The organism is Arthrobacter sp. zg-Y1143, from assembly GCF_030125565.1.
In the GTDB taxonomy this organism is placed as follows: domain Bacteria; phylum Actinomycetota; class Actinomycetes; order Actinomycetales; family Micrococcaceae; genus Arthrobacter_B.
This window is the reverse complement of the sequence record NZ_JASKLW010000004.1, coordinates 295018-308078: the sequence shown is the minus strand read 5'-3', so window position 1 is coordinate 308078 and position 13061 is coordinate 295018. Positions and strand designations below refer to the sequence as shown.

The window sequence follows — 13061 nt, the reverse complement described above, 5'->3', positions numbered from 1 at the left end:
ATGCCGGCTGCGCCTCAGTAGACCGGTTTTTCCGGCTCCACCCTGCGCACCCATTCCAGGATCCCGCCGCTGACGTTGTAGACCTCCGGGTAGCCCTCGCTGCGCAGGTAGGCGGCCACCTCCGCGGACCGTCCGCCGGACTTGCAGTGGATGTACAGCGGCCGCCCGTGCTCAGGCCGGATCTCCCCCGCCAGCACCGAGGCCCGCGGCGCCAGCCGGGCGCCGTCGATGCGTACAATCTCGTACTCCCCCGGTTCGCGCACGTCCAGCAGCTCGAAGTCCCGGAGCCCGGCGTTCCGCTCCGCCAGCAGCTCATGCAGCTCCGCCACATCCACCTCGGCGGCAGGGTCCGCCGGCTCCGGCGGCGCGATCCCGCAGAACGCCTGGTAATCGCCCAGCTCAGTGACCGGCGTTGCCGCCGGGTCCCGGCGCACCTTCAGCTCCCGCCAGCTCATGTCCAGGGCGTCGAAAACCAGGACCCGGCCCAGCAGGGTGCGGCCGGTGCCGGTGATCAGTTTGATGGCCTCGTTGGCCATGACCGACCCGATCTGCGCGCAGAGCACTCCCAGCACTCCCCCTTCCGCGCAGGAGGGTACCGAACCGGGCGGCGGAGCCTGCGGGAAGAGGTCCCGGTAGGTGGGACCTTGCGCGCCCCAGAACACGCTGACCTGCCCGTCGAAGCGCAGGATGGAGCCCCATACATAGGGTTTGCCCAGGATCTCGGCGGCGTCATTGACCAGGTAGCGGGTGGCGAAGTTGTCCGTACCGTCCACCACCAGGTCATAGCCGGCGAAAATGTCCAGCGCGTTGGAATTATCCAGGTGCTCCCGGTGCAGGATGACGCGCACCAGCGGGTTCAGCTCGGCAATGGCTGCCGCGGCGGATTCTGCCTTCGGCGTTCCGACGTCGGATACCCCGTGGATCACCTGGCGCTGCAGATTGGAAACGTCCACGACGTCGTCGTCCACGATGCCCAGGGTCCCCACGCCCGCGGCGGCCAGGTACAGCAGCACCGGCGAGCCCAGCCCGCCGGCCCCGACCACGAGCACCTTCGCGTTCTTCAGCCGCCGCTGCGCGGGTGCCCCGAACCCGGGGATGATCAGGTGCCGGGAGTAGCGTTCGGTTTCTTCCCGGGTCAGTTCCCCGCCCGGCGCCGCCAGGGCCGGCAGCCGGCCCGCGGAGTGGGGCGTGCTTGCTATGGTCATGAAGTCCAATCTAAGCCACGGGTATGGCCGTTGGCCCTGTCGCCGCCAAGACCCGTGGGTAAACTAATGGTCATTGTCCGTGCAGCTTCAGTGCTCCGGAACTGTTGAGAGGTCCACCAGTGAGTAACCAAGCAGCCGGCAAACCGGTCCGTCTCCCCAGGGAGGAACGCCGCCGGCAGCTGCTGAACGCAGCCCAGGAGGTGTTCGTCAGCAACGGCTTCCATGGTGCCGCCATGGACGAGATCGCCGAAGCGGCGCATGTGAGCAAACCCGTACTGTACCAGCACTTTCCCGGCAAGCGCGAGCTGTACATGGCTCTGCTGGACAACCATTTGAACACCCTGACCGAGTTCCTGGACACCGCCTTGAAATCCACGACGGACAACAAGCTGCGCGTCCGGGAAACCATGCGTGCCTATTTCCGCTTCGTGGCCCAGGACAGCCAGGGGCACCGGATGGTTTTCGAGTCCGACCTGACCTCGGACGCAGAGGTCAGCGCCCGGATCGAGGAATTCAATGCGCGCTTCGCCAGCAGCATTGCCGGGGTGATTGCCGAAGACACCAAGCTTTCGCAGGTGGAGGCCACCCTGCTCGGCCGTGCCCTGGCCGGCATGGCGCAGGTGAGCGCCAGGTACTGGCTGGAAACCGACGGCGACTTGGACATCGATGCCGCGTCCGAGCTGGTTTACCGTTTAGCTTGGCGCGGAATCAGCCGGTTCCCCAAAGAGATCTAGAGTAGATTTCGAATTAGTTCTTAATCGTTAACAGGAGGCACCACGGTGGAAGTAAAAATCGGCATTCAGAACGTAGCCCGCGAAATTGTCTTCGAGTCCGGCCAGAGCGCCGATGAAGTTGCCGACGCCGTGGAGCAGTCCCTGGCCAGCGGCGCACTGCTGCGGCTCAAGGACGTCAAGGGCCGGCTCATCGTCGTTCCCGGCGCCTCCATCGGCTACGTGGAAATCGGTGCCGAGGAAGTACGCCGCGTCGGTTTCGGCGCCCTCTAACCCGCGTCCCCATGCTGAGCCTGATCCTCGTTACGCTGGTGGCCCTGGCCGCGGGCTTCGCTGTATGGGCTGCCGACCGGCACCGCGACCGGTACGGTGCCCTCCTGCTCCCCGGCATCTCCGTAGTTGCGTCCCTGCTGACGTGGCTGGGGCTGCAGGCTGCCGGCGCGGCGTCTTTCGAAGCTGACTGGTTGGGCTGGGCCGTTCCGGCGGCCGTAGCCGTCCTGGCTCCCATGGTTGCCGCCGTTCCCATCGGCCGCAGCCGCGGGGCTGCGGATGCATCGGAGACCGAACGCATCCTGCGGCTCTGACGCACGGCAGAACGCTTCAGCAAACCTTCAGCGGGAGGCGGCGCGATGCGCCGCCTCCCGCTGTGCTTGGTTCTCCGGGTTTTGGGTTGCGCCTCAGGCGGTCAGGCCGAGCAGGCTCATGCGCTTTGAGTGGTTGCGGGTCAGCTGGGCGGTAAGGCGCTTGATCTCGGCGTCGAGGACGTCCTGTCCCCCGCCGTCGACCAGTCCGGCCAGGAAGGCCCGCTCGATCGCCACGCGCTGTGCCTGGGTGAGTGCTTCGCCCACCAGGCGCCGCCCCCACAACGCCAGCCTCGAGGCCAGCCGGGGGTCATCCGCCAGCGCTTCCCGCAGCCGGGACAGGAGGATTTCGCCGGGCTGCTCGGTGGCCTTCAGGCCCTGGATCAGGCTGTTGGTCTCGGCGTCCAGGCGCGAGGCGACGGAAGCGTAGAAATCGTCGGAGATGGCGTCGGTAACGTAGAACTTCATCAGCGACTCGTACCAGTCGGCGGGCCTGGTCCGGTCGTGGAAGGCATCCACGGAGGGCTGGAAAGGCCGCATGGCTGCTTCCGGGTCCACTCCCATGGCGCTCAGCCGCTCGCAGATCAGTTCGAAGTGTGCGTACTCGTGGACGGCCAGGCGTCCCAGCGTTGCCCTGTCATGCAGGGTGGGCGAGAACCGGGCGTCGGAGGACATGCGCTCAAAGGCCGAAAGCTGCCCGTAGGCGATGGCCCCGAACAGATCGGTCAGGAAGCGCTGATAGGTCTCGCCGGCGGCTGCCGGGCCGGAGGCAACCTCCGGCAGGTCCGAATGGTGCCCGTTAGTCATACCCGCCAGCGTACCTTCCCGCAGGTATCCCGGGCGCAGCGGCGGCACCTGCACCGGCGCGGCATGCGCTGACGGTCAGGGGGTGTGGGTAGACTGGGAGTGTAGTTATTGGATGCCCGGTCGTTTTTGAATCTTTGACCAGACCCGCAAACCCTACGCGATCTTGAATTTTCGGCCGCCGCCGTGGCCAACGGAGCACTAGGCGGCCCGCAGTTGTTAGCCCGCGATCGGCTTCCGCTGGACGCACCGCGTGCGTGCCATCCGCTCCGGGATGGGCTGTATCTGTCAGCCACTCGTCGAGCCTGGTGCCCCGCGCTGCCTAAACTGAACGGTATTTAATTGAACACTGAACTTTCCCAGGCTGACGATCGTCACCTCACAGCTGATGACAGCACCGAAGAACTGAAGGTTGCCGACACTCTGGCCACCAAGGCCGAGGCGGCGGAAATCCCCGAACTGACCTTCGCCGACTTCGGCGTCCGCGCGGACATTGTGGAGTCCCTCACGGATGCCGGCATCACCCACCCCTTCCCCATCCAGTCCATGACGCTGCCGGTTGCCCTCGGCGGCCACGACATCATCGGCCAGGCCAAAACCGGTACCGGCAAGACACTCGGCTTCGGCATCCCGGCGCTGCAGCGCGTGGTGGCCCCCGGAGACGAGGGCTACGCAGACCTCGCCGTTCCCGGCGCCCCGCAGGCCCTGATTGTGGTTCCCACCCGCGAACTCGCGGTCCAGGTGGCCGGAGACCTGACCACTGCGGCCCGCCGCCGCGGCGCCCGCGTGGTCACCATCTACGGCGGCCGCGCCTACGAACCGCAGATCGAGGCCCTGGCAGCCGGCGTCGAAATCGTGGTCGGCACTCCCGGCCGCCTGATCGACCTCTACAACAAGAAGCAGCTCTCCTTGAAGAACGTGCGCATTGTTGTCCTGGACGAGGCCGACGAAATGCTGGACCTCGGCTTCCTGCCGGACGTGGAGACCCTGATGGCCGCCACCCCCGCAGTGCGCCAGACCCTGCTCTTCTCCGCCACCATGCCCGGCGCCGTCGTCTCCATGGCCCGCCGCTACATGACCAAGCCCACCCACATCCGTGCCGCTGATCCGGATGACGAAGGCCTGACGAAGAAGGACATCCGCCAGGTGGTCTACCGGGCCCACAACCTGGACAAGAGCGAAGTGGTGTCCCGCATCCTGCAGGCCCGCGGCCGCGGCCGGACCATCATCTTCACCAAGACCAAGCGCACCGCCGCCAAGCTTTCCGAAGAGCTCGTGGACCGCGGCTTCGCCGTGGCCGCCATGCACGGCGACCTGGGCCAGGGTGCCCGCGAGCAGGCCATGCGCGCCTTCCGCAACGAAAAGGTGGACGTGCTGGTGGCCACCGACGTCGCCGCCCGCGGCATCGACGTCGACGACGTCACCCACGTGATCAACTACCAGTGCCCCGAAGACGAGAAGACCTATCTGCACCGCGTGGGCCGCACCGGCCGCGCCGGCAACAAGGGCACGGCCGTCACGTTCGTGGACTGGGACGATGTCCCGCGCTGGGGCCTGATCAACAAGGCCCTGGGCATGGACCAGGCGGAGCCGGTGGAAACCTACTCCTCCTCGCCTCACCTGTACACGGACCTGGACATTCCCGAAGGCACCAAGGGACGCCTGCCGCGCAACAAGCGCACCCACGCCGGCATCGATGCCGAGAAGATCGAGGACCTCGGCGAAACCGGCAAGTCCGGCGGACGCGGTACCTCCCGCGAGGGTGGCCGCAGCGGATCCGACCGCAACGGTTCCGGACGCAGCGGTTCCGGTTCAGGCCGCAGCTCTGACCGTGCACGCAGCGGCGGCCAGCGTGAAGGATCCCAGCGCGAAGGATCCCGGCGCGGCGAGTCCCGCTCCGGCGAGTCACGCAGCACCGAGTCCCGCAGCACCGACCGCGCCGCCGAGACGCGGACAGCCGAAGCACGCACCGCAGCACCGGCTGCCGAAGGCACCGCCGCGGACCGTCCGCGCCGCAGCCGGACGCGCCGCCGCAACGGCGAGGTAGTCGGCAACTCCAGCCCGGCCGCTGAATAGCCGAGCCGCAGCACGGCTATGAGCATCCCTTTGTGGACCCCGGACGGCGGGTCGCTGGTGGTTCACGCGGATAACGCGGAATTCCTGCCGACCCTGCCGGACGGCTCCTTCACGATGATTTACGTGGACCCGCCCTTCAACACGGGGCGGGCCCAGCGCCGGCAGCAGACCACCATGGTCCGCAGCATTGACGGCAGCGGGGACCGGGTCGGGTTCAAGGGCCGCAGCTACAGCACGGTCAAAGGGCTGCTTTCCAGCTACGACGACGCCTTCGAGGACTATTGGGCGTTCCTGGAGCCCCGGCTGGCGCAGGCGTGGCGGCTGCTGGCCGACGACGGCACGCTCTACGTGCACCTGGACTACCGCGAAGTGCATTACGCGAAGGTCATGCTGGACGCCTTGTTTGGCCGGGACTGCTTCCTCAACGAAATCATCTGGGCCTACGACTACGGCGGACGGGCGAAGAACCGCTGGCCGGCGAAGCACGACAACATCCTGGTCTACGTCAAGAACCCGGATAAGTACCATTTCGACAATGCCGAAGTGGACCGGGAACCGTACATGGCCCCGGGGCTGGTGACACCGGAAAAGGTGGCACTGGGCAAACTGCCCACCGACGTCTGGTGGCACACCATTGTGTCCCCCACCGGCCGGGAAAAAACCGGCTATCCCACGCAGAAACCGGAGGGCCTGCTGCGCCGCGCAGTAGCGGCCAGCAGCCGCGAAGGCGACTGGGTGCTGGATTTCTTTGCGGGGTCGGGCACCCTGGGCGCGGTGGCGGCCAAGCTGGGCCGCAGGTTCGTCTGCGTGGATGCCAACCCGCAGGCCATCGAGGTCATGGCCCGGCGCCTGGGCACCGCGGCCACGGTGGTTTCCGCCGAAACGGGCGAACCGCTGCCGGCCGCAGGGAACTAGCGCTTCCGCCGGGGCCGTCAGCCGGGCAGATCCCCGACCAGGGCGCTGCCGGTTCCGAGTCCGGCGATCTGTGCCAGGACCGCGGGGTCGGTGGTGTTTTCCGCCAGCCGGTTCGGTTTGCCCGTGCCGTGGTAATCGCTGGATCCGGTGACGAGCAGGTTGTGGTCCTTCGCCAGCCGGCGCAGCCAGTCCCGCCCGGCCTCCGGATTGTCCCGGTGGTTGACCTCCACCCCCAGCAGGCCGGCGTCGATCATCTCGTGGAACGTTCCCTCCCCCACCACCCGGCCGCGGGAGGAAGCCACGGGATGCGCGAACACCGGCACACCGCCGGCCTGCCGCACCAGTTCCACGGCGCGCGCTGGATCCGGGGCGTAGTGCGCCACGAAGTACGGGGACCGGGCAGTCAGGATGCCGCTGAACGCCGCCGAGCGGTTGGGCACCACCCCGGCTGCCACCAGGGCGTCGGCAATGTGCGGACGCCCGATGGTCGCTCCCGGCGCCACCTGCTCCTGCACCGCATCCCAGTCGATGGGGAAATCCTCCGCCAGGCGCTTCACCATCAATTCGGCCCGGGACACCCGGGCCGCCCGTGAGCGGGCAATTTCCTCCAGCAGGCCGGGGTGGGCCGGATCATGCAGGTAGGACAGCACATGGACACTGATTCCCTCGCTGCTGCGGCAGGACACCTCCATGCCCGGCACCATGGTGACCCCCAGCCTCCGGGCCGCCGCCGCCGCCGGCTCCCAGCCCGCCGTCGTGTCGTGGTCGGTCAGCGCAATGGCGTCCAGTCCCTCCCGCGCGGCCGCGGCCAGCACATCGGCCGGAGGTTCGGTGCCGTCGGACACGCTGGAGTGGGTGTGCAGGTCGATTCTCACGCTTACAATCTACGCCCTGCTCGCCTGGCTTCCGTCCGCGCGGACGGGGCACGTACGTGCGGGGTGTTTTGCCGCCCCGCGGGGCGGTGAGACCATGGAAGGGTGACTACAGACGCTAACGCCTTCCCCGAGAAGACAATGACAGAGAACACCCTGCCCGAGCCCTCCGAAGGCCAGCCGCTGGAGGACCGGGTCAACAACCGTTCCCAGCGGCCCTCCTCGGAGGCCTTCAAGAAGTTCATGTCCTCCGGCTGGGCCCCCGAATCCGGCGCCCTTCCCGAGCGCGACGCCGTCGCCGCGTTCGCTGCCCGCCGCCGCCGTGCGCTGTCCGAACGTTTCCCGGGCGAACGCCTGGTGATTCCGGCCGGCCCGCTGAAGGTCCGCTCCAATGACACGGACTACCGTTTCCGCGCGCACTCTGGCTTCGCGCACATGACCGGCCTGGGGCTGGACCGCGAGCCCGACGCCGTCCTGGTGATGGAACCGGTGGAAACCGGCACGGGCGACGACGGCGGCAACCACACTGCCGTCCTGTACTTCCGTCCGCTGGCCGGCACTGACAGTGACGAGTTCTACTCGAACGCCCGCTACGGTTCCTTCTGGATCGGGGACCGCCTTGGTCTGGAAGCGGTCAGCACCATGCTGGAGGTGCCTACCCGGCACCTGGACGAGGCTGAAACCGCTATCACCCGCAACGTGGGCGACCCGCAGTTCGGCGGCATCTCCGTCCGCCTGCTGCGCGGCGTGGACGAAATGGTGGACGCGCTGGTGGACACCGTCCGCTACAACACCGCCCTGGACCCGGAGAACGCCGACCTCAGCGCCCTGGACGCACTGGACGGCGAGCTCACCGAGGCCCTCTCCGAACTGCGCCTGGTCAAGGACGAGTGGGAAATCGAGCAGATGAAGGCCGCCGTGGCGGCCACGGTCAACGGCTTCACCGAAGTGGTCAAGGCACTGCCCCGGGCCATCTCGCATCCGCGCGGGGAACGCGTGGTTGAAGGCGCCTTCTTTGCCCGCGCACGCGAAGAGGGTAACGACCTCGGGTATGACACCATTGCCGCGGCCGGCAACAACGCCACGGTCCTGCACTGGATCCGCAATAACGGCGCCGTGAACGCCGGTGACATGCTGCTGCTCGACGGCGGCGTGGAAGCCGATAGCCTGTACACCGCCGATGTCACCCGCACCCTGCCGGTCAACGGCACGTACAGCGAGGTCCAGCGCAAGGTCTACCAGGCCGTCCTGGACGCCGCCGACGCCGGTTTCGCCGCCGCCAAGCCCGGCGCCAAGTTCCGCGACGTGCACGCTGCCTCCGTGAAGGTGCTGGCCGAGCGCCTGGATGCCTGGGGGCTGCTGCCCGTGCCGCTGGAGGAAGCACTGTCCCCCGAAGGCCAGCAGCACCGCCGGTGGATGCCGCACGGCGTTAGCCACCACCTGGGCATGGACGTTCACGACTGCGCGCAGGCCCGCGCCGAGCTCTACCTGGACGGCACCATCACCGAGGGCATGGTCTTCACCATTGAACCGGGCCTCTACTTCAAGGACACCGACCTTTCGGTTCCGGAGGAGTACCGCGGCATCGGCGTGCGGATCGAAGACGACATCCTCATCACCGCAGACGGTCCCGTGAACCTCAGTGACGCCCTGCCGCGCAACCCCGACGACGTCGAGGACTGGATGGCCGGCATCTACGCCGCGGAGTAGTTCATCCCGGAATAGTTTCGCCAACAGATAAGGCCCGCATCCGAAAGGATGCGGGCCTTATCTGTTGGCGGTGAGGTTACTGGCGCGGCTGGCCGCTGTCGCCGTTGCCCGGCTGCAGGGCGTGGCTGCCGGCCGGATCCGGAGCCGTTCCGGGGTTCTCCTGCCCGTTTGAACTTTGCCCGTTTGACCCTTGGTCGTTTGAAACCGGCCCGTTCGGGCGGCGGACGCCGTACTGCGGACGGCCGTCCGGAAGGTCGGGGAACTGGCCGCGCCGGGTGCTTCCACTGACCGGTTCCCGTTCACCCGCCGGCGCCTGGCCCGCAGGCCCTGCCTGCCCTGGCCTGTTCGGATCCGCCGGGGCGGCGTCTGAGGCAGGGCGCCCGTACGGGTTGGTCCAGCCGGAGGGGCGTTCCGGCGCCTGTCCGGTACCGCCTGCCGGCGGCCCGAACGGCGGCACGCCGGGCTGCTGCTGGTTGCGGGGTGCCTGCGGGTGGCCGGCCTGGCCCACCATGGGCAGCTGGTGCAGCAGGCGCCGGGCGTCGTTGGCCGCCTCCGGCGCCACAATCACGTCGTAGCTGGTGGCAATGACCTGGCTGGTGGACGTGAAGTCACGGCGTCCGCGCTGCAGGGCATAGGCCAACACCCCAAAGAGCAGCCAGAAAACGGCGCCCAGGGCCATGGAGGGAATCAGGGAGATGGCGGCGGCGCTGCCGCCGAAGAGCATCAGCGCCAGGCCAACAAACAGGCCGAACCAAGCGCCGGTGGCGGCGCTGGACAGGGCCACGCGCGGATAGCTCAGGCGGCCGGTGACGCGCTCCACGGATTTGAGCTCGTTTCCCACAATTGAAACCAGCTGCACCGGGAACTTGCTGTCCGCCAGGTAGTCAACCGCCTTTTGCGCGTCCAGGTAGGCCGTGTAGCGTCCCACCGTTTCGCCCTTGGGCAAGCTGCGGGCCGCTTCACGCGGAGGTGTGGCACCAAATAGGTTCGACATTGCTCCATTCTCGCGCATTCCGGCGCGGGACGGGGGAGGTATCGCTTGCAGTGAACGGGGCGCCGTCGTCGTACCTCTTAATACGCCGTTAGCTCCGGCTACAAAGTAGCCTTATATGGTGAGCACAAATCCTACCCGCGTCTTTATCGCGCGCCTGCTTGGCCTTGACGTTTTCGACCCCCTCGGAGACAGGCTCGGCCGGCTGCGCGATGCGGTCGTGCTCGACCGGGGTCCCGGCCGCCCGCCGCAGGCCGTGGGCATTGTGGTGGAAGTGCCGGGCAAAAAGCGTGTGTTCGTGCCCCTGACCCGCATTACCTCCATGGACCCCGGACAGATCATCTGCACCGGCCTGGTCAACCTCCGCCGCTTCGAGCAGCGCGGCGCGGAGATGCTGGTGGTCGGCGAGCTCTTCGACCGCCGCGTGGAACTGCGCGACGGCAGCGGAGAAGCCACCATCGAGGACATCGCCATTGAGCAGAACCGGGCCGGCGACTGGCACGTTTCCAACCTCTTTGTCCGCCGCGGCGGATCCGAATCGCGCCTGCGGCCCCTGCGCCGCCGCGGCGAGCAGATGATTGTGGACTGGAAGGACATCATCCACTGGGATACCTCCGGTCCGCAGGCTGCCACCTCCTTCGTCGCGCAGAACGATGACCTCAAGGCTGCCGACTTCGCCGACGCCCTGCATGAAATGAGCGGCAAGCGCCGCATCGAGGTCGCGAGCGAGCTCCAGGACGAACGCCTGGCGGACGTCCTGCAGGAGCTGCCCGACGACGACCAGGTCCAGATCCTGCAATCCCTGGACGTGGAGCGCGCGGCGGATGTGCTCGAGGAGATGGACCCCGACGACGCCGCGGACCTGCTCAACGAGCTGCCCGAGGAGCAGAAGGAAGAGCTCCTGCAGTTGATGGAGCCCGAGGACGCCCGCGACGTGCGCCGGCTGCTGAACTATGAAGAGGACACAGCAGGCTCGCTGATGACTCCGGTCCCGGTCATCCTGCCGCCGGAGGCAACGGTGGCGGAAGCACTGGCGCACGTGCGCAGGGAGGAACTCACCCCTGCCCTCGCCTCCTCCATCTACGTTTGCCGGCCGCCGCTGGAAACGCCCACCGGCAAGTATCTGGGCGTTGTGCATATCCAGGCACTGCTGCGGTCGGCGCCGCCGGAGGCCCTGGGCAACATCCTGGACACGGACCTGGAACCGGTCCGGGACTACGCGAGCATCAGCGAGGTTTCGCGCATGCTGGCCACTTACAACTTGAACTCTCTGCCGGTCATCAATGACACCGGGCGCCTGGTCGGGGCGGTGACGGTGGACGACGTGCTCGACCACCTGCTGCCGGACGACTGGCGTATTTCCGATGAGACCGGCCCGATAACGCAGCAGGGAAGGACAAATGGCTGAAAAGATCAAGTCGACAACCCGCGGCCTCGACACTCCCCGCACTGCACGCACCCGGTGGCTGCCGCGGCTGTCCCCGAACCCCGACGCGTTCGGCCATGCCACGGAGAACTTCGCCCGGTTTATGGGTACCCCGCAGTTCCTGGTCTACATGACGGTCTTTTGCCTGGTGTGGCTGGCTTGGAACACCTGGGGTCCGGAAGCTGCCCGCTTCGACAGCGCCGCGCTGGGCTTTACCGTGCTGACCCTGATGCTGTCCCTGCAGGCCTCCTACGCCGCACCGCTGCTGCTGCTGGCGCAGAACCGGCAGGATGACCGCGACCGTGTTTCGGTGCGCCAGGACCGGGAACGCGCCGAGCGCAACCTGATGGACACCGAGTACCTCACCCGGGAAATCGCGGAGCTTCGCATTGCACTGCGCGAGGTGGCCACCCGTGACTACGTCCGGTCCGAGATCCGCGGGCTGCTGGAAGAACTGCTGGAGGCCAATGACGACGACGGCGGAACCAACCGCCGCCGGCGCCGGCCCCCGGAGACGGCCGATGCCATGCCCAAACTGAATCCCGGCGGAAGGGAACACTAGCCCGTGCCCGTATCCGAACCGGCTTCCACCCTGGAAGCGCAGGTGCTCCGTGCCCTGGATACCGTCCAGGACCCGGAACTGCGCCGGCCCATCACCGAACTAGGCATGCTCAAGGGCGTCACAGTGGACCCGTCGGGCGCGGTCCGCGTCGAAGTGCTGTTGACCATCGCCGGCTGCCCGCTGCGCGGCACGATCACCACCGACGTCGAAAATGCGCTGGCGGCCGTGCCCGGTGTCAGCAGCGTGGCCGTCGGCCTGGACGTGATGACCCCTGAGCAGCGCAATGCGCTGAAGGACCGGCTGCGCGGAGGGGATCCGGTGCGGACCATTCCGTTCAACCGTCCCGGTTCGCTGACCCGCGTCTACGCCGTGGCCAGCGGCAAGGGCGGTGTCGGGAAGTCCAGCGTCACCGTGAACCTTGCCGCAGCCATGGCAGCCGCCGGACTGCGGGTGGGGGTTGTCGACGCCGACGTGCACGGCTTCTCCGTGCCCGGCCTGCTGGGCATTACCCGTCCGCCCACCCGCGTGGATGAAATGATCCTGCCCCCGGTGGCCTACGGCATCAAGACCATTTCCATCGGTATGTTCGTCGAAGGCAACCAGCCCGTGGCCTGGCGCGGGCCCATGCTGCACCGGGCGCTGGAGCAGTTCCTTACCGACGTGTACTTCGGTGACCTGGACGTGCTTTTCCTCGATCTTCCGCCGGGCACCGGCGACATTGCAATCTCCGTTGGCCAGCTGCTCCCGGGCTCTGAGATCCTGCTGGTGACCACACCGCAGAGCGCCGCCGCCGACGTAGCCGAGCGTGCCGGCAGTGTGGCGAAGCAGACCGGGCAGAAGGTTGCCGGAGTGATTGAAAATATGTCCTGGCTGGCCCTGCCGGGCGGGGAACGCCTTGAGGTCTTCGGCTCCGGTGGGGGCGCCGCCGTCTCCGGACGGCTCACAGGCACCCTCGGCTACCCGGTACCGCTGCTGGGAAGCATCCCGCTCGACGTCGCCCTGCGGGAAGGCGGCGACGGCGGACGCCCGGTGGCCCTGGACGGGCTGGAAAGCCTGGCCGGTGATGACGCAGCGTCGGGCGGAACTGCTGCCGGCACCGCTGCGGCGGAACTGCGCCGGATTGCGCGGAACCTGGCGCACCGGCCGCGCGGACTGGCCGGACGGAACCTCGGGGTCAGCCCCGCGTAG

The 13061-nt window shown here is 67.7% G+C and carries 13 protein-coding genes; 9 read left to right on the top strand and 4 right to left on the bottom strand.

Going from position 1 to position 13061, the window contains the following annotated elements; all coding sequences use genetic code 11:
- Window positions 1-14 precede the first annotated feature (14 nt).
- Window positions 15-1205, bottom strand: a complete 1191-nt coding sequence (gene moeB, locus QNN98_RS05595) for a molybdopterin-synthase adenylyltransferase MoeB (RefSeq protein ID WP_283996469.1) — start codon at window positions 1203-1205, stop codon at window positions 15-17.
- 119 nt (window positions 1206-1324) lie between these two features.
- Here moeB and QNN98_RS05590 point away from each other — a divergent pair, with 119 nt between their 5' ends.
- From QNN98_RS05590 to QNN98_RS05580, 3 genes are read left to right on the top strand one after another with little or no spacing between them, the layout of a single operon-like run.
- On the top strand, window positions 1325-1939 hold the full coding sequence (locus QNN98_RS05590) for a TetR/AcrR family transcriptional regulator (protein ID WP_227913629.1): 615 nt from the start codon (window positions 1325-1327) through the stop codon (window positions 1937-1939).
- A 45-nt stretch (window positions 1940-1984) separates the two neighbouring features.
- Window positions 1985-2209: a DUF3107 domain-containing protein gene (locus QNN98_RS05585; RefSeq protein ID WP_227903616.1), complete on the top strand. Its 225-nt coding sequence runs from the start codon at window positions 1985-1987 to the stop codon at window positions 2207-2209.
- 11 nt (window positions 2210-2220) lie between these two features.
- Window positions 2221-2520 carry a hypothetical protein gene (locus QNN98_RS05580; RefSeq protein WP_227913628.1) on the top strand — a complete coding sequence of 100 codons (300 nt, stop codon included), beginning with the start codon at window positions 2221-2223 and terminating at the stop codon, window positions 2518-2520.
- 93 nt (window positions 2521-2613) lie between these two features.
- Here the strand turns inward: QNN98_RS05580 and QNN98_RS05575 are convergent, their stop codons facing one another.
- A complete protein-coding gene (locus QNN98_RS05575; protein ID WP_283996468.1) occupies window positions 2614-3324 on the bottom strand; it encodes a ferritin-like fold-containing protein in 711 nt (236 codons plus the stop codon).
- Window positions 3325-3663: 339 nt separating this feature from the next.
- Here QNN98_RS05575 and QNN98_RS05570 point away from each other — a divergent pair, with 339 nt between their 5' ends.
- Both QNN98_RS05570 and QNN98_RS05565 read left to right on the top strand, forming a co-directional pair.
- The gene (locus QNN98_RS05570; RefSeq protein WP_283996467.1) at window positions 3664-5397 is read left to right on the top strand and encodes a DEAD/DEAH box helicase; all 1734 of its coding nucleotides are present in this window, start codon (window positions 3664-3666) and stop codon (window positions 5395-5397) included.
- 18 nt (window positions 5398-5415) lie between these two features.
- A complete protein-coding gene (locus tag QNN98_RS05565; RefSeq protein WP_227913625.1) occupies window positions 5416-6312 on the top strand; it encodes a DNA-methyltransferase in 897 nt (298 codons plus the stop codon).
- 17 nt (window positions 6313-6329) lie between these two features.
- On the opposite strand, the gene QNN98_RS05560 is transcribed toward QNN98_RS05565, so the two are convergent.
- Window positions 6330-7187, bottom strand: coding sequence for a PHP domain-containing protein (locus QNN98_RS05560; protein WP_283996466.1), 858 nt, complete (start codon window positions 7185-7187; stop codon window positions 6330-6332).
- A gap of 138 nt (window positions 7188-7325) precedes the next feature.
- Here QNN98_RS05560 and QNN98_RS05555 point away from each other — a divergent pair, with 138 nt between their 5' ends.
- Window positions 7326-8894 (top strand): aminopeptidase P family protein, encoded by a 1569-nt coding sequence (locus tag QNN98_RS05555; RefSeq protein ID WP_283996576.1) that lies wholly within the window; start codon window positions 7326-7328, stop codon window positions 8892-8894.
- A gap of 76 nt (window positions 8895-8970) precedes the next feature.
- Here the strand turns inward: QNN98_RS05555 and QNN98_RS05550 are convergent, their stop codons facing one another.
- Entirely contained in the window at window positions 8971-9888 is a 918-nt protein-coding gene (locus tag QNN98_RS05550; RefSeq protein ID WP_283996465.1) for a general stress protein, read from the bottom strand.
- A 118-nt stretch (window positions 9889-10006) separates the two neighbouring features.
- Here QNN98_RS05550 and QNN98_RS05545 point away from each other — a divergent pair, with 118 nt between their 5' ends.
- The 3 genes from QNN98_RS05545 to QNN98_RS05535 are packed head-to-tail and all read left to right on the top strand — an operon-like array spanning window position 10007 to window position 13061.
- On the top strand, window positions 10007-11293 hold the full coding sequence (locus QNN98_RS05545) for a magnesium transporter MgtE N-terminal domain-containing protein (RefSeq protein ID WP_227925018.1): 1287 nt from the start codon (window positions 10007-10009) through the stop codon (window positions 11291-11293).
- Complete coding sequence (locus QNN98_RS05540; protein ID WP_227925019.1) at window positions 11286-11873, top strand: DUF1003 domain-containing protein; 588 nt, start codon at window positions 11286-11288, stop codon at window positions 11871-11873. The genes QNN98_RS05545 and QNN98_RS05540 overlap by 8 nt, the downstream gene beginning before the upstream one ends.
- A 3-nt stretch (window positions 11874-11876) precedes the next feature.
- A complete protein-coding gene (locus QNN98_RS05535; RefSeq protein ID WP_283996464.1) occupies window positions 11877-13061 on the top strand; it encodes an Mrp/NBP35 family ATP-binding protein in 1185 nt (394 codons plus the stop codon).